20 protein-coding genes are annotated in these 19,690 nt (G+C 71.3%); 13 read left to right on the forward strand and 7 right to left on the reverse strand.

Annotated elements, in window-relative coordinates:
* Positions 1 to 21 precede the first annotated feature (21 nt).
* Together ACQF4J_RS42805 and ACQF4J_RS42810 are read left to right on the forward strand one after the other, a co-directional pair.
* On the forward strand, positions 22 to 858 hold the full coding sequence (locus ACQF4J_RS42805; protein WP_427168206.1) for a lysozyme: 837 nt from the start codon (positions 22 to 24) through the stop codon (positions 856 to 858).
* A 49-nt stretch (positions 859 to 907) separates the two neighbouring features.
* Positions 908 to 1,972, forward strand: a complete 1,065-nt coding sequence (locus tag ACQF4J_RS42810; protein ID WP_351805645.1) for a P1 family peptidase — start codon at positions 908 to 910, stop codon at positions 1,970 to 1,972.
* 18 nt (positions 1,973 to 1,990) lie between these two features.
* Here ACQF4J_RS42810 and ACQF4J_RS42815 read toward each other — a convergent pair whose 3' ends face one another.
* Positions 1,991 to 2,200: a DUF4177 domain-containing protein gene (locus ACQF4J_RS42815; protein WP_351805643.1), complete on the reverse strand. Its 210-nt coding sequence runs from the start codon at positions 2,198 to 2,200 to the stop codon at positions 1,991 to 1,993.
* 134 nt (positions 2,201 to 2,334) lie between these two features.
* On the opposite strand from ACQF4J_RS42815, the gene ACQF4J_RS42820 reads away from it, so the two are divergent.
* Positions 2,335 to 3,099 (forward strand): DUF4097 family beta strand repeat-containing protein, encoded by a 765-nt coding sequence (locus ACQF4J_RS42820; protein WP_427168207.1) that lies wholly within the window; start codon positions 2,335 to 2,337, stop codon positions 3,097 to 3,099.
* Positions 3,100 to 3,372: 273 nt separating this feature from the next.
* On the opposite strand, the gene ACQF4J_RS42825 is transcribed toward ACQF4J_RS42820, so the two are convergent.
* Both ACQF4J_RS42825 and ACQF4J_RS42830 read right to left on the reverse strand, forming a co-directional pair.
* On the reverse strand, positions 3,373 to 5,439 hold the full coding sequence (locus ACQF4J_RS42825) for a SpoIIE family protein phosphatase (RefSeq protein ID WP_351581283.1): 2,067 nt from the start codon (positions 5,437 to 5,439) through the stop codon (positions 3,373 to 3,375).
* A 168-nt stretch (positions 5,440 to 5,607) separates the two neighbouring features.
* A complete protein-coding gene (locus ACQF4J_RS42830) occupies positions 5,608 to 6,123 on the reverse strand; it encodes a GIY-YIG nuclease family protein (RefSeq protein ID WP_351805639.1) in 516 nt (171 codons plus the stop codon).
* Positions 6,124 to 6,294: 171 nt separating this feature from the next.
* Here ACQF4J_RS42830 and ACQF4J_RS42835 point away from each other — a divergent pair, with 171 nt between their 5' ends.
* The 4 genes from ACQF4J_RS42835 to ACQF4J_RS42850 all read left to right on the forward strand — a co-directional run bounded on the left by ACQF4J_RS42835 (position 6,295) and on the right by ACQF4J_RS42850 (position 10,130).
* Positions 6,295 to 6,612 carry a hypothetical protein gene (locus ACQF4J_RS42835; RefSeq protein WP_351581280.1) on the forward strand — a complete coding sequence of 106 codons (318 nt, stop codon included), beginning with the start codon at positions 6,295 to 6,297 and terminating at the stop codon, positions 6,610 to 6,612.
* A gap of 119 nt (positions 6,613 to 6,731) precedes the next feature.
* The gene (locus tag ACQF4J_RS42840) at positions 6,732 to 7,088 is read left to right on the forward strand and encodes a PRC-barrel domain-containing protein (RefSeq protein ID WP_351581309.1); all 357 of its coding nucleotides are present in this window, start codon (positions 6,732 to 6,734) and stop codon (positions 7,086 to 7,088) included.
* A gap of 34 nt (positions 7,089 to 7,122) precedes the next feature.
* Positions 7,123 to 7,296, forward strand: coding sequence for a hypothetical protein (locus ACQF4J_RS42845; RefSeq protein WP_351581278.1), 174 nt, complete (start codon positions 7,123 to 7,125; stop codon positions 7,294 to 7,296).
* 200 nt (positions 7,297 to 7,496) lie between these two features.
* A complete protein-coding gene (locus ACQF4J_RS42850) occupies positions 7,497 to 10,130 on the forward strand; it encodes an alpha-L-rhamnosidase C-terminal domain-containing protein (RefSeq protein WP_427168208.1) in 2,634 nt (877 codons plus the stop codon).
* A gap of 20 nt (positions 10,131 to 10,150) precedes the next feature.
* Here the strand turns inward: ACQF4J_RS42850 and ACQF4J_RS42855 are convergent, their stop codons facing one another.
* Positions 10,151 to 12,343 (reverse strand): MMPL family transporter, encoded by a 2,193-nt coding sequence (locus ACQF4J_RS42855; RefSeq protein WP_427168209.1) that lies wholly within the window; start codon positions 12,341 to 12,343, stop codon positions 10,151 to 10,153.
* Positions 12,344 to 12,607: 264 nt separating this feature from the next.
* Between ACQF4J_RS42855 and ACQF4J_RS42860 the strand changes: the two genes are divergently transcribed.
* Positions 12,608 to 13,426 carry an SAM-dependent methyltransferase gene (locus ACQF4J_RS42860; protein ID WP_351581272.1) on the forward strand — a complete coding sequence of 273 codons (819 nt, stop codon included), beginning with the start codon at positions 12,608 to 12,610 and terminating at the stop codon, positions 13,424 to 13,426.
* Positions 13,427 to 13,480: 54 nt separating this feature from the next.
* On the opposite strand, the gene ACQF4J_RS42865 is transcribed toward ACQF4J_RS42860, so the two are convergent.
* Both ACQF4J_RS42865 and ACQF4J_RS42870 read right to left on the reverse strand, forming a co-directional pair.
* Complete coding sequence (locus ACQF4J_RS42865) at positions 13,481 to 14,401, reverse strand: helix-turn-helix domain-containing protein (protein ID WP_351581270.1); 921 nt, start codon at positions 14,399 to 14,401, stop codon at positions 13,481 to 13,483.
* 94 nt (positions 14,402 to 14,495) lie between these two features.
* Positions 14,496 to 14,717, reverse strand: coding sequence for a DUF397 domain-containing protein (locus ACQF4J_RS42870; RefSeq protein ID WP_058928632.1), 222 nt, complete (start codon positions 14,715 to 14,717; stop codon positions 14,496 to 14,498).
* Positions 14,718 to 14,966: 249 nt separating this feature from the next.
* On the opposite strand from ACQF4J_RS42870, the gene ACQF4J_RS42875 reads away from it, so the two are divergent.
* Together ACQF4J_RS42875 and ACQF4J_RS42880 are read left to right on the forward strand one after the other, a co-directional pair.
* A complete protein-coding gene (locus ACQF4J_RS42875; RefSeq protein WP_351581268.1) occupies positions 14,967 to 15,422 on the forward strand; it encodes an ATP-binding protein in 456 nt (151 codons plus the stop codon).
* A gap of 1 nt (position 15,423) precedes the next feature.
* Positions 15,424 to 15,951 (forward strand): hypothetical protein, encoded by a 528-nt coding sequence (locus ACQF4J_RS42880; RefSeq protein ID WP_351581266.1) that lies wholly within the window; start codon positions 15,424 to 15,426, stop codon positions 15,949 to 15,951.
* A 4-nt stretch (positions 15,952 to 15,955) separates the two neighbouring features.
* Here ACQF4J_RS42880 and ACQF4J_RS42885 read toward each other — a convergent pair whose 3' ends face one another.
* Positions 15,956 to 16,744, reverse strand: coding sequence for an SAM-dependent methyltransferase (locus ACQF4J_RS42885; protein WP_351581264.1), 789 nt, complete (start codon positions 16,742 to 16,744; stop codon positions 15,956 to 15,958).
* A gap of 186 nt (positions 16,745 to 16,930) precedes the next feature.
* Here ACQF4J_RS42885 and ACQF4J_RS42890 point away from each other — a divergent pair, with 186 nt between their 5' ends.
* The 3 genes from ACQF4J_RS42890 (at position 16,931) to ACQF4J_RS42900 (ending at position 19,687) form a co-directional block, all read left to right on the forward strand.
* Complete coding sequence (locus ACQF4J_RS42890) at positions 16,931 to 17,662, forward strand: hypothetical protein (RefSeq protein ID WP_351805633.1); 732 nt, start codon at positions 16,931 to 16,933, stop codon at positions 17,660 to 17,662.
* Positions 17,663 to 17,743: 81 nt separating this feature from the next.
* A complete protein-coding gene (locus tag ACQF4J_RS42895) occupies positions 17,744 to 18,808 on the forward strand; it encodes a YihY/virulence factor BrkB family protein (protein ID WP_351581260.1) in 1,065 nt (354 codons plus the stop codon).
* A 156-nt stretch (positions 18,809 to 18,964) separates the two neighbouring features.
* Positions 18,965 to 19,687: a flavodoxin family protein gene (locus ACQF4J_RS42900; RefSeq protein ID WP_351805631.1), complete on the forward strand. Its 723-nt coding sequence runs from the start codon at positions 18,965 to 18,967 to the stop codon at positions 19,685 to 19,687.
* The last annotated feature ends 3 nt before the right edge of the window (positions 19,688 to 19,690 follow it).

The raw sequence follows: 19,690 nt of genomic DNA on the forward strand, positions 1-19,690 counted from the left end.
GCCGAGGGTCAGATGGATGGCATGCGAAGATCCATATCCGCTCAGCACGGCCGCGCGCGCCGACGTCTCGTCGCCGCCCTGACCGGCCTCCTCGCCGTCCTGTCCGCCCTGACGGCCACCCCGGCCTCCGCCGAGTCCATACCCGAGCGCGGCACCGCCTACATGGGCATCGGCGTCATGGCCCACGACGGAATCGCCGGCAGTCCCGACAGCTCCCCGCCCATGACACGCGCCGTCCACGCCGAGGGCGTCGACGTCTCCAGCCACCAGCGCGAGGTCACCTGGTCCACCTTGTGGAGCAACGGCGTCAAATGGGCCTACACGAAGGCCACCGAAGGCACGTCCTACCAGAACCCCTACTTCGACCAGCAGTACGGCGGCGCCCACGACACCGGCATGATCCGCGGCGCCTACCACTTCGCCACCCCCGACTCCGGCAGCGGCACCGCACAGGCCGACTACTTCGTCGACCACGGCGGCGGCTGGTCCGGCGACGGACGGACCCTGCCCGGCGCCCTCGACATCGAGTGGAACCCCTACGGCGACTCCTGCTACGGCAAGTCCGACAGCGGCATGGTCACGTGGATCCGTGACTTCCTCAACCGCTACCGCTCCCGCACCGGCCGCGACGCCGTCATCTACACCTCCGCCTCCTGGTGGTCGAGCTGCACCGGCGACTACGCCGGCTTCGGCTCCAACCCCCTGTGGGTCGCCCGGTACGCCTCGTCCGTGGGGGAACTGCCGGCGGGCTGGTCGTCGTACACGATGTGGCAGTACACCTCGTCGGGGCAGACGGTCGGTGACCACGACAAGTTCAACGGCACCGCCGACAAGTTGCGGCAGTTCGTCGACGACTGAGCGGCGTCGTGCCGCACGGGTGCCGGGCGGCGGCGCTAGTGTGCCGGTCATGCGCGTGCCCGCACCGGATCCGCCCCCGTCACCCGAAGTCCCGCGCAGGGCCCGTGAACTGGGCCTGGGCGTGGGGGACTTGCCCACCGGGCGCCACAACGCGCTCACGGACGTGCCCGGCGTCCGTGTCGGTCACACGACACTGATGCGGCCCCCGCGGGTCCACAGCGGCGTGACCGCGATCGTGCCCGACGGCGTCGGCCCCGCGAGCCCGCTGCCGGCAGGCGTGTTCGCGGGCAACGGCTACGGCAAGCTGCTCGGCACCACGCAGATCGCCGAACTCGGCGCCCTGGAGACGCCGATCCTGCTCACCTCGACCCTGTCCGCCTTCCGGGTCGCCGACGCCCTGGTCGGCTGGATGCTGGAACGGACCGAGGCGGCGACGGTCCGCAGCCTGAACCCGGTGGTGGGGGAGTGCAACGACGGCCTGCTGTCCGACATCCGCTCCCGCCCGGTGCGCGAGGAACACGTCCGCGCCGCCCTCGACACCGCCACCGGCGGGCCGGTCGCCGAGGGATGCGTCGGCGCGGGCACCGGGACGGTCGCGCTCGGCTTCAAGTCCGGCATCGGCACCTCCTCCCGCCGGGTGCCGCTCGCGGGTCGGCGGGCCACCCTCGGCGTCCTGGTGCAGGCCAACTTCGACGGCACCCTGCGCGTCCAGGGCCGCCCGGTCACCCCCGCCGACGTCGGCCTCCCCACCCCGGAACCCGGCCCGGCGCAGGGCTCCTGCATGGTCGTGGCCGCGACCGACGCGCCCCTGGACGCGCGCCAGTTGACCCGGCTCGCCCGGCGGTCGGTGTACGCACTGGCCAGGGCCGGCGCCGCGTACGGCCACGGCAGCGGCGACTACGGGATCGCGTTCGGCACCCGCCCGCTGAGTACGCCCGCCGGCCCCGCCGCCGTACCCGACGACGCTCTCGACCCCCTGTTCACCGCGGTCCTCGACGCGGTGGAGGAGGCCGTCCTGGACTCACTGCTGACCGCGAACACGACGACGGGCCCGCGCGGGGACACCCGCCACCCCCTGCCCGCGGCACCGCTGCTCGAACTGTTGCGGCGATGACCGCCCGATGACCCGCAGTTACGCGCGGGGCCGTTCGAAGGTCAGGAGCAGGCCCTCCACCGCCCCGGGACCGATGCGGCCCTTGACGTCGGCGGAGGTGATGGCCCTCAGCTGCCAGCCGTCCTCCGCCTGCTTGTTGAGCGTCTTCTCCAGCTTGTCGCTGTCCAGCGCGTCGCCGATGAGCGACTCCCGGAAGGTGACGACCTTGTACTCGTACGCCTGGCTCATGGCTGCAACGTCCTTCTGTCCGTCGAAGACCGCGTATCGGTCGCGGTGATGGGGGCAAGCCAATCACGACGGGACGCGGGCCGCGCCGGGGGGTGGTGGCCATGAGGACGCGATGCGGGGGAAGCCGTACGACCATGAAGGCGACGTCGAGAAGGCGAGTCCTGTCCCTGGCCGTCACCCTGACCGTGCTCCCCGCCGGCGCGGCGTGCGGCCACCACGGAAACGCCGCATCCCCGGCCGTGGCCACGGCGGCAACCTCCGCGACCGACGCACCGGGCAGCCGCCTCGTCGTGACCACCGACAACGGCTTACGGCTGCGCCCCACCGACGGCCACCGGGTCACCGTCGACGACCGCGTCGACGCCGAGTGGTCGCACAGGGGACGGACCTGGACCCTGGATCTCTCGTGCCGCGACGGGGCCCGGACCGACGGCTCGTGCCCGCGCATGCCCTATGTGAAGGTGCCGGACGGCCTGAGCGTCACCGTCAGCGCGCGCAACGCCGGCATCGACGCCGCCGGAGTCGCCGCCGCACTGGACCTGACGACCGTCAACGGCGACATGACGGTGACCCGTTCCGGACGCAAGGACGCGTCCGTACGACTGGCCACCCGCAACGGGTCGGTGCACGCGACGGACCTCGACGCGCAGCGGGTACGCGCGGCGACCACCAACGGCGACGTGGTCCTCGCCTGCGCCACGGCACCGTCGAGCGTGACGGCGACGACCACCAACGGCTCGGTCGACGTCACCGTTCCGCACGGCGCCCCCGCCTACCGCGTGACGGCGGACACCGACAACGGCCGCGCCATCACGGAGGTGCCCACGAGCGAGGCGGGCCGGGGCCCCGACATGACGATGACCACGGTCAACGGCGACGTCGGGGCACGCCTCGGCTGAACCGGCGCCACGTCGGCCCAGGTCACGAGCAAGCGGGTGTCCTGCCCAGACGGCCAGGGCCTGTCGTTTGGATCAACTCGGCGTCGCGGGCCCTGGCACGCGCATCTGCCGCGTTGTCGTCACTCGCCGACTCCCCCACTCTCGGCTTCGCTCGAGCGGGGGCCCCCATCGCGTCGACTCCCTCCTCCGCCTGGCAGCCGCACGCACCAGACCCCGCTCGGGTCCGCCGGAACGCACGATTTCCTGCGGCCGACCTGATCCAAACGACAGGCCCTAGACGGCCCGGGCGATCAGCAGTGCGACGTCGTCGTGGTCGTCGGGGTGCCGCAGACCGTAGAGCAGGAGGTCGCAGGTTTCCTCGAGGGGACGCTGGGGCTCGTCGAGGAAGCTCAAGAGGGCGTCGAGCCGGTCGTCGATGGGGTGGTGCCGGGTCTCGACGAGGCCGTCGGTGTAGAGCACCAGCAGGTCACCGGGGTCTAGCCGGACGGTGGAGGCCTCGAAGGGGATGCCGCCGACGCCGAGCGGCGCGCCGGACGGCAGGTCGAGCAGTTCCGGGGCGCGGCCGGGGTGGGCGACCGCGGGTGGCATGTGCCCGGCGTTGGCGAGTCGGCACAGCCTCGTGCGGGGGTCGTACACGGCGTAGAGGCAGGTGACGATGTAGTGCTCCAGATCGCAGGTGATCTTGTCGAGGTGCTGGAGCACGTCGGCGGGGGCGAGGTCGAGGTCGGCGTAGGCGCAGGTGGCGGTGCGCAGCCGGCCCATGGTGGCGGCCGCGTCGATGCCGTTGCCCATGACGTCCCCGACGACCAGGGCCGTCTTTTCGTCGCTCAGCGGAATGACGTCGTACCAGTCGCCGCCGACCTCACTGGTGGCCTGGGCGGGCTGGTAGCGGGAGGCGAGCTCCAGGCCCGAGTGCTCGGGCGGATGGTCGGGCAGCAGGCTGCGCTGCAGCGTGAGGGCGGTGTTGCGCACGCTCTGGAACCAGCGGGCGTTGTCGATGGCCACGGCCGCGCGTCCGGCCAGTTCGGTGGCGAGGACGACGTCGTCCTCGTCGAAGGGGATCGGGTTGCTGGTGCGCTTGAGGTCGAGCGCACCGATCACCTCGCCGTGGGCGATCAGCGGCACCGCGAGGTAGGAGTGGACCCCGGCGCGGGCCAGCAGCGACCCGGCCTCGGCGTCCCGGGCGATGCGCGGCAGGTCCTGGGCGTCGACGTGCCGCACCAGCACCGGGCGGCCGGAGTGGACGCACAGCGTGACCAGCCGGTCCCCGTCGTAGGCCGCGAGGCCGCCCGGAGGGTCGGCGGCGCGCAGCGCCTCGGACGGATGGGCCGCCTTGAGCGCGAGGGCGCGGAAGAGTTCGGGACCGTCGTCGGGCCTGCGCGAGCGGCGGCAGGCCAGCGCCGAGTCGAGGATGTCCACGGCGACCACGTCGGCGAGCTGGGGAACCGTGATCTCGGCCAGTTCCCGGGCGGTCTCCTCCACCTCCAGCGTGGTGCCGACTCGCACGGAGGCGTCGGCGATCAGCGCGAGCCGGCGCCGGGCCCGGTCGGCCTCGGCCGCCGCACGGTGCCGTTCGGTGACGTCGACGACCGACAGTGCCGCGCCCAGGACCCGCCCGCCGGGGTCCTCCAGCCGGTAGAAGGACAGCGACCAGGCGCGGTCGTGCTCGGCGTCGACCGAGAGACGGCCCACGTGGTACTGGTCGAGCAGCGGCATGCCGGTGGTCAGCACCCGGCGCAGCGCGGACTCGATGGTGTCGATGTCGGGCAGCGGCAGGGTCTCCCGCAGCCCGCGGCCGACATGGTCCTCGGCGGGCATGCCGTCGATGCGTGCCAGCGCCGGGTTGACCAGGACGTGCCGCAGGTCGGGGTCGAGGAGGGCCAGGCCGATCGGCGACTGGTCGATCAGCTTCTCGCACAGCGCCAGGTCGGTCTCGACCCGCTGCAGCAGGTTGTGGTCGGCGGCGATGCCCAGAGCGTAGAGGTCCCCGAGATCGTCCTGGAGCCGCATGTTGCGGAACTCCATCAGCCGGGTGCTGCCGTCCTTGTGCCGGATGGGGAAGGCGCCCGCCCAGCTCCGGCCCGTCTCCAGCACCTCCGTGAACAGCCTGACCACGGCCTTGAGGTGCTCGGGGTGGATGAACAGCCGGGCGGCGTACTTCCCCAGCGCCTCCTGCGCGCTGTACCCGAAGAGCTCCTCGGCCTGCGGGGTCCAGAACACGATGCGCCCGTCGGCGTCGACGACCGTCGCGGCCACGCTCAGGACGTCCAGCAGCCGGGTGGGTGGGGGTGTGTCGATGCCGTGCGCATCCCCTTCGGCCGGGAACGAATCGGCTGTCATCCGGAAACCACCTCCACCGTCCGTGGAATCAGGCGCTGCTTTCCGGCCACGCCGAACTCCCGGGTTCCGACCAGCGGCACTTCCATGCTGCATCCGGTCCGCGGACGGCGAAAGCGCGGCCGGCTCGGACCGGTGCCGATCGTTCTGCCCGGAAGGGCGCCGAGGCGGTCATTCGACCCGCCTCACCTGCTCCGGGAGCTCGTGGCGCCCGGCCTCGGCCTCCCCGATGCGTGCCAGCAGCCTGGCGATCCTGGCCTTCCTCGCCTCGATCGCGCGAACGATCAGCCGGAGGTGGGTCGTCGACTCGGGCACGGCAGCCTCGAACTCCGCCAACCGCCGCCGCTCGACGGACAACTCGTTCCGCAGCCGGGCGACACGGTCAAAAGCAGGGGGCGGACGCACGCCGTTGAAGATCACGTTGTACTTGGGGTGCTCGCTCCACACGACCTCGCGCTCGGCGGCCTCCGCGTCCTCCGGGTAGTCGATCTGTATCCCGACCACAAGTGATCGCCACGGCTGCTCCCGCAAGTGGGTGCGCACGCGGGTGAGCGGGGCCACGGAGATCCCGACATACAGCAGACCCTCCAGGCCGTACAGCCGGTACAGCGCAGTGCGGCCGCCCGCGTGCAGGCTGCCCTCCTCGTCGAACAGGCCGCGCAGGAACTGCGCGTCGACGTCGGCCATGGCGCCGCCCTCCTCGGCTCTACGCGCACGGTGCCGGTCTCCCCACGCTCTCACGGGGCTCTGACACCGGTCCCGGGCGGCGAACCCGGCGCCGACGGGCGACAGTGGAAGCGCCGGGGATCTTGACAGCGGACCGGGGTAGACGGAAAAGGGACCGAGGGAGGAGACACAGTGACGACGTACGTCATCTCGGTGCCGGGGACGTTCACCGGCGACGCCGGGCAACAGACACAGGCCGAACTCGCCCGGGCCCTGCGCCCGGCGGACCCGCACCACACGCACATGGGCAACGCGGAGGATCTCGACGTCCTCACCGTCAACGACGACGGCACCTTCACCGTCCGCGTCACGGTCGACGCGGCCAGCGGCCCGGAGGCCGAACGGGAGGCCCGCCGGTACGCGGAGGCGGCCCTGGACTCCGTCGGGCTCGACGAGGGCAGTGCGCCACTCGGGCCGGCGGTGATCACGGGCATCGACTCCGGCGACTGAGGCCCTGCGGCACGGCCGGCCGTCACAGCGGCCGGGGACGCGGGTCCAAGTCAGCGGACGAGACGTCCGGCGAGACATCGGCAGAGTTGTCCGGGGTACCCCCAAGGCGGAGGTTCATGATGTTCGAGGCAAGCGACATCCGTGAATGGCGTGGCCACGACGTGGTCGACCCGAACGGGCACAAGATCGGTGTCCTGGAGGCGATCTACGTGGACACCGCGACCGACCAGCCCTACTTCGCGACGGTGACCGTGGGCCTTCCCACGCGCCGGCGCCTGGTCTTCGCGCCGCTGTCCGGCGCGACCGTGGGACCGGGCTATCTCAAGATCGTCCATCCCAGGGACGTGGTGAGGAAGGCCCCCACGATCGACACCGACGGTGAGCTGCCGGCCTCGGACGAGCCCGACATCTTCGCGCACTACGAACTCGACTACGTGCCGGGAAGCGGCGGCGAACGCCGCCTCGCCCGCCGCTGACACCAGTGATCCACCCAAGTCGCCGGGAGCACTGATGAGCCTCTTTCTCTTCCTCGTCCTCGTGGCCCTCGTCCTGGGCATCATCGGATTCGCCGCACACGGCCTGTTCTACCTGCTGATCATCGGCGCGATCGTGCTGCTCGCGGATCTCGCCTACGCCGCCGTGCGTTTCCGCCGAGGGGGCTGGAGGCACCGCATCGCGCGCTGAGCACGGGCGCGCCGGGAACGCGCCGTCGTCCCCGGGCCGGACCGGCGGCGGTCCTGGTACGGCCAACGCCTCGTCCGGACAGAGAAGTTGCGCGGTGTCTGTACGCGGTTCGGGTCATGGGATAGCGTCGCCCTGCCTCGGCGTATTGAATCGTTTCAATGCACCGAGGGGCCAGAAGCCGCTCTCGAGGACGAGGTGCCATGACATCGAGCAGCACGTCGGAGAACTCCGTACCACCCGGCCCGCGCCGCCGCGCCGTCATCGCGGCGGGCACCGCGGCCGCAGCCCTGACCATCGGCCCCCCGGGTACGGCCCCCGCCGCCGCGGCACCCGACGCGGGCACCACGACCGCAGCCCCGCGCCCGGGGACCGGCTGGCAGCGCTATGTGCACGGGCCCGCGTCCCGCACCGTACGGCCCGAGCGGGTGCTCGACGCCACCGGCGACGTACACGACCCGGACGCGCTGCTGAAGCCCGGCGGCGCCGTCACCGTGCTGCGCCGCCCGCGGCCCGCCCCCGCGCCCCGCTGGCCGGCGGGTACCACGGCCGAGGCCTCGAGCGCGCACGCCGGCAACAACGGCAACGACGGGCGACCGCGCACCTACGACGCCACCAACGCCGTCGACGGTGATCCCGACACCTTCTGGAACGACGACACCCCGGCCGCCTTCCCCGACGTCCTCACCATCACGCTGCCCGAGACCCGGCAGCTGTCCGGGATCACGGTGATCTCCAACAGTGACGGGGTGCCCACCGCGTTCACGGTCGACGTGTGGGCGGACGGCGCCTGGACGACCGCCGCCACGGTCTCCGACAACGATGTCATCCAGCGGGCGGTGCCCTTCTCCACCCCGGTACCGGCGAGCCGGGTCCGGATCACCGTGACCGCCGTCCAGGACACTCCGCGCGGAGCGTTCACCAGGATCAACGAGGTGTGGCCCGAGCCGGTCGAACCACCGGCGCCGCCGCCCGGCGTCACGGTGGACTTCGGCAAGGTCGTCGTCGGGTACCCGCGCGTCCGCTTCACCTCCGCCTCCGACAACGCGCCGGGAGTGCGCCTCGCGTTCTCCGAGACCCGGCGCTTCCTCACCGACCGCTCCGACTTCACCCGCTCCGACCAGTCCGGCGGCGCGGGCCAGGGCACCGACCAGTTCGCCGTGCCGCCGCAGGGCGCGGACTGGACCGACCACAAGGGCTTCCAGGCGGGCGACAAGGTCTATGCCGACGGCCTGCACGGCTTCCGCTACCTGCGGATCACCCTGGACGCCCTGGCGTCCGACGCGCCCGCGGCCCAGCCCTGGGGGACGGTCGGGATCGACTCCGTCAGCCTGGACTTCACCGCCTACCGGGGCACACCCGGCACCTACCGCGGATGGTTCCTCTGCTCCGACGACGACCTCAACCGCTACTGGTACGGCGCCGCCTACACCAACGAACTCGTCACCGACACCTTCCGCCAGGACGACGTCGATCCGCGGGGCGCCTGGAGCGCCTCGCTCGAAGGCAGGCTCGTCCTGCACGACGGGGCCAAACGCGACCGCGACCCGTACGTGGGCGATCTGGCCGTCTCGGGGCGCACGCTGTACCTCACCCACGACGACGCGGCGGCCGCCGCACGCAACGTGCTCGCCGATCTGGCCGACCACCAGCGCGCCGACGGCTGGATACCGCCCGCCTCCATCTCCTCCTACACCCTCCCGCTGTTCGACTATCCCCTGTGGTGGGTCACCTGCAGCTGGGACTACGTGCTGTACACCGGGGACCGGGCCTACGCGGCCCGCTACCACCCGAACCTGCGGAAGGTGCTGGACACCTGGTACCCGGGCGTCACCGACGAGACCGGCCTGCTCAGCAAGGGGCTCAACGGCACCGGCGGATACGGGGACTACGCGTTCCTGGGCCGTACCGGCCGGGTCACCTACTACAACGTCCTGTACGTCCAGGCCCTCAGGGACGCCGCCCGGCTCGCCCGGCTGCTGGGCCACGAATCCGACGCGGCCCGCTGGACGGACCGGGCCGAGGCGGTCACGGACGCGGTCAACACGCATCTGTGGGACGCCGACGCGGGCGCCTACCTGGACTCCGCCACCGGGCCCGCGCGCCACGCCCAGGACGGCAACGCCCTCGCCGTCACCGCGGGCGTCGCCGACGCCGGGCGCGCGGCATCGGCCCTCGCTCATCTCGACGCCACCACCCGACTGCCCTACGGCAACGCGTTCATGGACAACGACACGCTCTTCGACGGCGCGGCCCAGCGGGTGTACGCCTTCACGTCGTACCCGGAGATCGTGGCCCGTTTCCGCACCGGGCGTACGGACTCCGCCCTCGACCAGATCCGGCGCACCTACGGGTGGATGGACGGGCACGACCCCGGCATCACGAACTGGGAGGGCGTCGGCCCCGGCGGATCCCTGTACGAGGACGCCTACACCAGCATGGCGCACGGCTGGTCCACCGGTGTCCTGCCGGCCCTGACCCACCATCTGCTGGGGGCGGGACCGACCTCACCCGGATACGCCACCTGGGAGGTGCGTCCGCAACCGGGCGACGTCGCCTGGGCGCAAGGCCAACTACCCACTCCGCACGGCGCTTTGCGGGTCGCCTGGCAGAACTCCGGGAGAACCTTCCACATCGTTCTCGACGTGCCGAAGGAGACGCGGGGCACGCTCGTCCTGCCGGGGGACGGCCGACGGCTGACCGTGCGGGCCCGCGGCCGCACGCTGTGGGACGGACGCCACGCCGCGACCGACGGGGTCGGTGTCGTCGACGGAAGGGTGACCATTTCCGGACTGGGCCCGGGAACGCACGACTTCACCGCCCGGCGCGACACCTGACCGCTGCTCGGCGTGGCCGCTCACGAGCCTCGAACGGCCGGGCCGTCGGTGTTGTCCCCGCCACCCCGCGGCCACGACAGTCGACGGGGCAGATACCAGGTCCGTTCGCCCAGCAGCGACAGCACCGACGGCAGCAGCACACCCCGTACGACGGTCGCGTCGAGGAGGATGGCCACGCCGAGCCCGACACCCATCTGCTTGAAGTCCTGCATCGACAGGGTGGCCAGTACGGCGAACACCGCCACCATGATGACCGCCGCGCTGGTCACCACTCCGGCCGTGCTGCGGATGCCGTGGGTGACCGCCTGCCGGGTCGGCAGACCGGAGTCGTGCGCCTCGCGGATCCGGGAGACCACGAACACGTGGTAGTCCATCGACAGCCCGAAGAGGATGACGAACGCGAACAGTGGCAGCCACGACTCGATCGCGCCCACGCCGTGCGTGCCGAACAACCCGGCGCCCCAGCCGTGTTGGAAGACCGCGACCATCACGCCGAAGGAGGCCGCCACCGACAGCAGGTTGAGCAGGATCGACACCACGGCGATGGTCACCGACCGGAACGACACCAGCATCACCAGGAAGGCGACCGCCATCACGAACGCCACCACCGGCGCGATGCTCCGCCGCAACCGGTCGTTGAAGTCCATGGAGAAGGCCAGGTCACCGGCGACGTGCGCCTCCACCCCCCGCACCTTGCCCAGCGTCGAGGGCAGTACGTCGGCGCGCAGGGCCCGCACGGCACGGCGCGAGGTGTCGTCGGACCCGCTGCCCGCGAGCGGCACGCTGATCTCGACGACGTTCTGCCGCTGGTGGACGGTGGTCTGGACGGGCCGGTTGACCAGCCCGGTGCGCAGGGCGGCCGCCGTGAAGTCGGTAAGCGCCGCGCGTACAGCCGGGGCCCGCACGTCGTCCGCCTCCACCACGACCTGGGCCGGGCCGGCCCCGCCGGGGAAGGCGGCACCGATGTGCCGGTAGGTCTGGATGATGGCGGTGTCCGACGGCAACTGCTTGTCCAGGCTGAGCCGTTCGGTGTGCATGCCGAGCACGGGGGTGGCCAGCAGGAGGAGGAACGCTCCGGCAGCCACGGCCGACACCGCCGGACGGGCCAGCACCCGGCGCAGGATCGCGCCCCACACCCGGCTGCCGCCCCGGGGCCGGCGCAGCCGTCCCAGACCGGGGATCCGCCCCAGCTCCACGCGGTCGCCGAGCACGGACAGCAGGGCGGGCAGTACGGTCACCGAGCCCAGCATGGCGACGAGCACCACCAGGATCGTGCCCACCGCGAACCCGTCGAACAGCAGCATGCCGGACAGGAACATGCCCGACATCGCCACCACCACGGTCAGGCCGGAGACCAGTACCGACCGCCCCGAGGTCGCGGCGGCGATCCGCAGGGCGGTGGCCGGGTCCCGCCCGTTGGCCCGTTCCTCGCGCTCCCGGCGCAGGTAGAACATGCAGTAGTCGACGCCGACCGCCAGGCCCAGGAGCAGCACCACCGAACTGGTGGTGTCGTCCACGTGCATGCGGTGGCTGATCACGGCGAGCAGGCCGTCGGCGGCGAAGAAGGCGGTCATCGCCAGCAGCACCGGCAGCGTCGCGGCCAGCAGGGCGCCGAAGGCGGCGAGCAGGATGCCGAGCGCCAGCGGGATCGCCGTCCACTCCGCGCGGTGGAAGTCCTTGAGGACGGTGTCCTGGAACCACTTGCTGCCGCTCGCCTGGCCGTACTGCTCGACGCGCAGGTCGGGGTGGGCGGCCCGTACCCGGTCGACCGAGCGCAGGACCGGCTCGACCCTTTGGTAGGCGGTGCCGGCCTTGCCGGTCATGGAGAACTCCACCAGCACGCTGTGCCGGTCGCGGGAGACCAGACCGGCCGTGTAGGGGTCGCGCAGATCGGTCACCTCGCCGGTGGCCCGCAGACCGTTCGTCAGCTGCCGCACGGTGGCCCTGAATCCGGCCGCGGTGGCGAGGTGGGTGTCGCTGTGCACCAGCACCATCTCGCGGGCGGGCGGCAGCAGCCCGTTGCGGTCCAGCAGCCGCCAGGCCCGGGCGGTGTCGCCGGTGGCGTACTGCTGGTCGGTCATGCGCTGCTGCCCCGCGGCGGAGCCGATCAGGGTGGCCGCCAGGACGACGACCAGCCAGCCGACCACGGCGACGGCCCGATGACGGGCGCTCCAGCCGCCCAGCCGCGCGGCGAGATTGTGTCCAGGTGTCATGGCAGCCCCCTGCGGTCTCTCCACCGCGCGGGACCATTCGGGTTCGCTCACGCGGTGCCCGTCAGGCCCCACCCTCGCGACGGCCCGGGCCACGCACAGTGGGCCGAAGGTCCCGCGAGGGGGGCCGGACGCCGATTGCCTGCCCCCTCCCACATCTGAGGGGGCAGCCGGGCCAAGGAGGTGGCCGAGTCAAGTGCCTTCTCCCTAGGATGGGTTGCCTGGCGCGCCGGAGACTTCGGTGCGCGACCTGCGGCTGGGGGAGCGATGGAGTCCGGGAAGCGGCTGTCCACCAAGATCGATGCCACGGTTCCGACGGCCGCGCGCATGTACGACCACTACCTGGGCGGCAAGGACAACTACGCCGTGGACCGGGCCGCCTGCGAGGAACTGGACAAGGTGGTGCCCAGCACGCGGGCGCTGGCGCTGAACAACCGGCGCTTCCTGCAGCGGGCGGTCGGACAGCTGGCCAAGGAGTACGGCATCCGGCAGTTCCTGGACCACGGTTCAGGTCTGCCCACCCAGGACAACGTGCACCAGGTCGCGCAGCGGATCGATCCGCAGTCACGGGTGGTGTACGTCGACAACGACCCGATGGTCCTGGTGCACGGCCGCGCCCTGCTGGACCAGAACGACCGCACCGCCGTCATCCAGGCCGACCTCCGCGACACCGAGGAGATCTTCTCCCATCCGGACACCAAGCGGCTGATCGACTTCTCGCAGCCGGTGGCGGTGCTGTTCAACTCGGTGTTCCACTGCATCCCGGACAGCGAGACCGACGGGCCCCTCGCGGTGGTGCACAGGGTGACCGAACGGCTCGTGCCGGGCAGCTGTCTGCTGATGTGTCAGCTGGTCAGCGAGGACGCGGAGGTCCGGGACTTCGTCACGAACTTCATGGACCAGGCGACGCAGGGCCACTGGGGCCGGGTGCGGCAGGAGAAGGACGTCGCGGTGTGGTTCGAGGGGCTGGAGATCCTCGAGCCGGGTCTGGTGGAGGTGTCCACCTGGCGGCCCGACACCGACGTGGCTCCTCGCCAGGCCACCCAGGAGTGGATCGAGTTCGGCGGCCTGGGCCGGATCCGGTAGCCGTTCACCGGAGCGCGGCTCATGCCATGCTGTGCCGCCGCCGGCCCGCAGGGCTCACACGTCGCCGTAGCGCTGTTCGACCGTCTCGCGCAGGCGGGCCAGGGACTGACGGGGATCGAGGGCGTCGTCGGCCAATTGGTCCAGCGTCACCCGGTACTGCTCCGTCTCGTCGCGGTCCTCCAGGAACGTGGCGCTCTTGATGTGCTCCAGGTAGACGACGTCCGGCAGGTCGAGCCCGCCGAAGCGCAGATAGGTGACGGGTATGGCCGGCGCGGAGGCGTTGGTCACGTCCAGCGGCACGATCTGAACCGTCACGTGCGGCAGTTGGGCCACCGCGATCAGATGCTCCAGCTGCTCGCGCATGATCTCCCGGCTGCCCAGGACGCGCAGCAGCACGGACTCGTCGACGACCGCCCACAGCTGTGGCGGGTCCGCCCGCCGCAGCAACTCGGCCCGTTTCATGCGCAGTTCGACGCGTCGCTCCACCTCGCGGGCCGGGGCGGAGGGCAGCCCGCGCTGCACCACGGCACGGGTGTAGGCCGGAGTCTGCAGCAGTCCGGGAACGTACTGGATCTCGAACGTACGGATGGAGTCGGCGGCTTCCTGGAGTCCGACCAGCCGGTCGAACCACTCGGGCATCAGGCGCTTGTCGAAGCGCTGCCACCATCCCGGTTCCCCGGCCCGCCGCAGCAGTTGCAGCAGTACCGAGGTCTCGTACTCCTCCGTCTTGTAGAGCTCCAGCAGGGCTCGCACATCCGCCTCGGTGGGCGGCCTGCGCCCCTTGCCCGCCTCGATGCGCGACAGCTTCGCCGGGCTGAACCCCACAGCACGGGCGGCCTGTTCCTGTTGGAGCCCCGCGTCCTCGCGAAAGCCCGCCAGCTGTACGCCGACCAGCATCTTCAGCAGGGTCGGCGCCGGCTCGGTGCGGTCCAGGTACGGTTCGAGGCGGGAGACGCGGGGTGACTCGGAGGGCATCCTGACTCCCAGTGGGCAGTGGGCAACAGTATGCATTATCGCATCTGTGCGCCTCCTGCCGTAGGTGCAGGCCGAAGAGATTACGTCCGTGCCGTCACAGCAGGTGGTCGAACTCGCCGTCCCTGACGCCCGCGAGGAACGCGGCCACTTCGGCCGGCGTGTAGATCAGCGCGGGCCCATGTGGGTCACGTGAGTTGCGCATCGCCACCCCTCCCTCGGCCAGGGCCGCGACCTCGACACAGTTGCCCTCGGCGTTGCTGTGCCGGCTCTTGAGCCAGCGGACGTCCAGTGAGCTGGCTCGCACCCCGTTCGGAATCGATGACACGGCTCTCTCCTCGCATGTGTCGCGCCACGCGGTCGCCCGCTTTCGAGGCGGCCCGGTCCCAAGTGGCGCTGGCTGGCTGGAACTGCGCGCAATTTCTCGTGAAATTGCACGGAGTCGCTGTCAAGGTGGATACTAACCACGACGCCGACCTTCATGCCGCCCCGTCCTGACGTCACCTCAGGAGATGCCGTGTCGCTCCCAGCGCACCCAGCACCCTGGTCCGGTCCCACTGCGTTCCCGGTGGGACGGGCCGCAGTCACCGGTACCGCCCGGTCCGCCGCACCCAGGACGGTCCAGCTGTGCCTGTCCGGTGGTCTCACCGGATGCGGCCAGGCGCGCGCGTTCACCGAACGCGCGCTCACCGACTGGGGGTTGGACCGGTGCGTCGACGACGCCCTGACAGTCGTCTCCGAGCTGACGGCCAACGCCATGCTGCACGCCCGGCGCTGTGGGGCGGGTGACGAAGGAGAGTCCGACGTGCGCCTGAGGCTCACGCGCCGGCCGTCTCATCTGGTGTGCGCGGTCACCGACCGGAGCGACGCCGTCCCCATGAGCCCGCACACCCCGGACTCCTTCCAGGAGCACGGACGCGGTCTGTTCCTGGTCGAGGCCCTCGCGCAGCACTGGGGCTGGACCCGCTACACCCCGACGGGCAAGACGGTCTGGGCCATCCTGGCCACAGAGGCGCCCGCCTGACATGACGTCACAAGTCGAGGTCCGCGGCGATCGGTATCCGGTGGCGGAGGGCAGGCTCCCCATAGGACTCCGGGACGTCGGCCTGGTCCGCTGGCGCGACATCGAGGACGTCTCGGGGTCGGCCGCTGCCATTCCCTTCCTGCTCGCCGCCGTCGCCTCGGGCGACGAGCCCGCCGCCCGCAACGCGCTGGAGCGGCTGCAACACCGCATCTGCCAGTACGGTTTCGTCGTCGGCCAGGCGACCGCTGTCACGGTCCCCTTCCTGTGGGACCTCGCGCAACGCCCGCAGACCACCTGTCGGGCGCAGATCCTCCGGCTCCTGCGCAACATCGCCGACGCCCGTCAGTGGGAGAGCGCCGTCGCCGCCTATCCGAAGCTTCGCCGTCATCACGGCGACCACGTCGAATGGGAGTGCGCGGCCCGCAGCGCGGTGAGGGCCCAACGCGGCGTGATCCCGCGTCTGCTGGCCGAGGGGGACGCCGAAGTCGTCGACGCCACCAGGAAACTCGCCGCCACCCTGGCCGACTGAGGTCTCAGCCGACGCGGGCCACACCCGCGTAGATGCCGCTGCCCTCCGCCTCCGCGGACGGCGTGGAGGGTCCCCACTCGGTGGCGGTGACCAGGCCGGGCGGCACGAGTTCCAGACCGTCGAAGAAGCGCTCCACCTCGGCGCGGGTGCGGAAGCCGAGCTGGATGCCGCCCTTCGCGTACTCGGCCGTGACGCGTTCGGCGAGCTCCGGGAAGAGGTCCGACGCGGCGTGCGACAGCACCAGGTAGCTGCCCGGCGGGAGCGTCGCCACCAGATTGCGGACGATGCCGTGGGCGTCCTGCTCGTCGGTGATGAAGTGCATCAGCGCGATGAGCGACAACGCGATGGGCCGGTCGAAGTCGAGGACGTGCCGGGCGTGTTCGACGATGCCTTCCGGGTGCCGTACGTCGGCCTCGATGTAGTCGGTGACCCCCTCGGGGCGGCTGATCAGCAGCGCCTCGGCATGGCGCAGCACGATCGGGTCGTTGTCGGCGTAGACGACCTTCGCCGCCGGCCCGATCTCCTGCACGATCTGATGGAGGTTCGGCTCGGTGGGTATCCCCGTGCCGATGTCCAGGAACTGGTCGATGCCCTGTGCGGCGAGCCACGCGGCGGCCCGGTGCATGAACGCCCGGTTCTGCCGGGCCGCGTCCCGTGCCTCGGGGGGCAGTCGCTCCCCGACGGCCTCGTCGACCGGGTAGTTGTCCTTGCCGCCGAGCAGCCAGTCGTAGACCCGCGCGGGGTGCGGTCGGCCGGTGTCGATCCGGGCGGAGGACTGGGGGCCGGTCGTCATGGCAGCTCCATCGGGGCGGGTATCGGAACGGGCCGAGTATTCGATCATCGTACTCACCGCGCGGCGAGCTGACGAAGAGTCTGCTGCGCCCCGCGCCCAGGTGGGTGCGCGGACCGGCGCCCGGCAACTTCCGGAGGGCTCTTTCGCGTGATGACAGGCAGAGGCCGGACATCGGAGGGGGCGGGCGTGCAGTTCATCGAGGTGACCGGGCTGGCCGGGGTGCGATCGGCCGTGATCCGGTTCGTGCGGCCGGGGACGGGTCTGGCGTTCGTGCTCTTCCCCATGGTCCATCTGGCGGAGGCGGCCTTCTACCGGGAGGTGGCGGCTCGGCTGCGCCGCACCTGCGACCTGGTGGTCGCGGAGGGCATCGGGGAGGGCTCGCCCGGCGCCGAGGCCCTCGTCTCCTCGTACCGCCGGCTGGACGGTCACGAACGCCTGGGTCTGGTGGTGCAGGACCTCGACTTCGACGCGCTCGGGCTGCCGGTGGTGTGCCCGGACATGAGCGGTGCCCGGTTCCAGGAGGGGTACGGGCGCCTGCCGTGGAAGGAACGCGCGATGGTGGCCACCCTGGTCCCCGCCGTCACGGCCGGCATGCGCCTGCTGGGGACCCGCCGCTGGCTCGCCCGGCACCTCACCGTGGAGGACCTGATGAGCGAGGGGGAGGAGGCCGCGGCCGACCTCTGGCCGGGCCTGGACGACCTGGTGCTACGACGCCGGGACCGGCTGCTGACCAAGGCCCTGACCGACCTCGACGCCGCCTACGCGGGACGCACCGGACCCTTCTCCATCGCCGTCGTCTACGGCGCCGGGCACATGCGTGCCGCCTCCGAGGCCCTGGTCGGACTCGGCTACCACGCCGCGGACGCCGAGTGGATCACGGTGTTCACGCTGGATCCGCCGGAAACGCCACGGCCCTGAGCCGGCAAGGGACGTCGCCCCGGGATGCCGTCCCTTCGGATACCCCGGCTTGAGGCGGCGTCGCCGGGTTACCCGGCGAGCATGGCGAAGCTGCATCTTCCGGGACGTAAAGATCAGGACCACCGCGACGACCACCCGGAATCCCGGGTGCCTTCGCCGCAGGAGGCAGGACCGGACGGGGAGGTCGAACGGGCTGCCCCCGACACCCCGACGAAAATGCCGAAAGGTGCCTGGGGTGCGGTGTTCAAGGGCAGCCTGAAGGAGTTCAAGGACGACGAGCTCACCGACCGGGCGGCGGCGCTGACCTACTACGGGGTACTGTCCCTGTTCCCGGCTCTGCTGGTGCTGGTGTCCCTGCTGGGCATCACCGGCAAGTCCGCCACGGACCGGGTGCTCTCCAACCTCAAACAGCTGGCCCCCGGCTCGGCGCGCGACATCATCACCCGGGCGGTGGAACAGCTGCAGAACAGCTCCGGGGTCGGCTCGGTGATGGCCCTGGTCGGCATCGTGCTGGCGATCTGGTCGGCGTCCGGCTATGTGGCCGCCTTCATCCGCGCCGCGAACGCCGTCTACGACATGCCGGAGGGCCGGCCGGTGTGGAAGGTACTGCCGGTACGGGTCGGGGTGACGGTCGTGCTCATGGTGCTGGCGGTGATCAGCGCGCTGATCGTGGTCTTCACCGGTGGGCTGGCCCGCCAGGCCGGGCAGGCACTCGGCATCGGTGACACCGCGCTGACGGTGTGGGCGATCGCCAAGTGGCCGGTCCTCGTCCTGCTGGTGACGGTGATGATCGCGATCCTGTACTGGGCCACCCCGAACGCCAAGGTCAAGGGCTTCAGGTGGATCACCCCGGGCAGCCTGCTGGCCCTGCTGATCTGGCTGGCCGCCTCCGCCGGCTTCGCGTTCTACGTGGCCAACTTCGCCTCGTACAACAAGACGTACGGCACCATGGCAGGGGTCATCGTCTTCCTCGTCTGGCTCTGGATCAGCAACCTCGCGATCCTCCTGGGCCTGGAGTTCGACGCCGAGAGCGTGCGTCAGCGGGCCATCGCCGGCGGTCTGCCGCCCGAGCGGGAGCCCTACACCCAGCCTCGCGACACCCGGACCTGGGACGAGGAGGACGTCCGCCGCCTGGAGACCGACTGACCGGGCCACGGCCGACGGCCGGCCGAGGGCGCGCGAGATCGGTCGGAATGATGACGGATGACCGACAAAGCGCGACAAACGGAGATCCACGCGAGAGGCTGCGGCTGAAACCGCCCCACCCGGCAGAGGCCGCAGTCACCCGCACCAGGAGTCACCGTGAACGCTACCGACGACAGCTATCGCTTCGACGACCTCACCGCCCTGTTCATCAACTGCACCCTCAAGCCGTCACCCCAGCAGAGCCACACCCAGGGCCTGATCGACAAGAGCCGGGCGATCATGATGTCGCGGGGAGTGCGCACGGATGTGATCCGTGCCGTCGACCACGACCTCGCCCCCGGCGTCTACCCGGACATGACCGAACACGGGTTCGCGACGGACGAGTGGCCGGCGCTGTACGAGAAGGTCATGGCCGCCGACATCCTGGTCATCGCCGGGCCGATCTGGCTGGGCGACAACAGCTCGGTCACCAAGCAGGTGATCGAACGGCTCTACAGCTGCTCGGGTCTGCTCAACGCCGAAGGCCAGTACGCCTACTACGGCCGCGTCGGCGGCTGCCTGATCACCGGCAACGAGGACGGCGTGAAGCACTGCGCGATGAACATCCTCTACAGCCTCCAGCACCTCGGTTACACCATCCCGCCGCAGGCCGACGCCGGCTGGATCGGGCCGGCGGGACCGGGGCCCTCGTATCTGGACCCCGGCTCGGGCGGCCCGGAGAACGACTTCACCAACCGCAACACGACCTTCATGACCTGGAACCTCATGCACCTGGCCGCCATGCTCAAGCGCGCCAAGGGCATCCCGGCCCACGGCAACCAGCGCTCTGAATGGGACGCGGGCTGCCGCTTCGACGCCCCCAACCCCGACTACCGCTGACCG

It is taken from the genome of Streptomyces sp. C1-1 (assembly GCF_050214755.1).
GTDB lineage: Bacteria > Actinomycetota > Actinomycetes > Streptomycetales > Streptomycetaceae > Streptomyces.

Excerpts from the sequence above, each read along its gene's own strand:
- ACQF4J_RS42805 (WP_427168206.1), top strand. The coding sequence starts at position 22 with ATGCGAAGATCCATATCCGCTCAGCACGGCCGCGCGCGCCGACGTCTC.
- ACQF4J_RS42810 (WP_351805645.1), top strand. The coding sequence starts at position 908 with ATGCGCGTGCCCGCACCGGATCCGCCCCCGTCACCCGAAGTCCCGCGC.
- ACQF4J_RS42815 (WP_351805643.1), bottom strand. The coding sequence starts at position 2,200 with ATGAGCCAGGCGTACGAGTACAAGGTCGTCACCTTCCGGGAGTCGCTC.
- ACQF4J_RS42820 (WP_427168207.1), top strand. The coding sequence starts at position 2,335 with ATGAAGGCGACGTCGAGAAGGCGAGTCCTGTCCCTGGCCGTCACCCTG.
- ACQF4J_RS42825 (WP_351581283.1), bottom strand. The coding sequence starts at position 5,439 with ATGACAGCCGATTCGTTCCCGGCCGAAGGGGATGCGCACGGCATCGAC.
- ACQF4J_RS42830 (WP_351805639.1), bottom strand. The coding sequence starts at position 6,123 with ATGGCCGACGTCGACGCGCAGTTCCTGCGCGGCCTGTTCGACGAGGAG.
- ACQF4J_RS42840 (WP_351581309.1), top strand. The coding sequence starts at position 6,732 with ATGTTCGAGGCAAGCGACATCCGTGAATGGCGTGGCCACGACGTGGTC.
- ACQF4J_RS42845 (WP_351581278.1), top strand. The coding sequence starts at position 7,123 with ATGAGCCTCTTTCTCTTCCTCGTCCTCGTGGCCCTCGTCCTGGGCATC.
- ACQF4J_RS42850 (WP_427168208.1), top strand. The coding sequence starts at position 7,497 with ATGACATCGAGCAGCACGTCGGAGAACTCCGTACCACCCGGCCCGCGC.
- ACQF4J_RS42855 (WP_427168209.1), bottom strand. The coding sequence starts at position 12,343 with ATGACACCTGGACACAATCTCGCCGCGCGGCTGGGCGGCTGGAGCGCC.
- ACQF4J_RS42860 (WP_351581272.1), top strand. The coding sequence starts at position 12,608 with ATGGAGTCCGGGAAGCGGCTGTCCACCAAGATCGATGCCACGGTTCCG.
- ACQF4J_RS42865 (WP_351581270.1), bottom strand. The coding sequence starts at position 14,401 with ATGCCCTCCGAGTCACCCCGCGTCTCCCGCCTCGAACCGTACCTGGAC.
- ACQF4J_RS42880 (WP_351581266.1), top strand. The coding sequence starts at position 15,424 with ATGACGTCACAAGTCGAGGTCCGCGGCGATCGGTATCCGGTGGCGGAG.
- ACQF4J_RS42885 (WP_351581264.1), bottom strand. The coding sequence starts at position 16,744 with ATGACGACCGGCCCCCAGTCCTCCGCCCGGATCGACACCGGCCGACCG.
- ACQF4J_RS42895 (WP_351581260.1), top strand. The coding sequence starts at position 17,744 with ATGGCGAAGCTGCATCTTCCGGGACGTAAAGATCAGGACCACCGCGAC.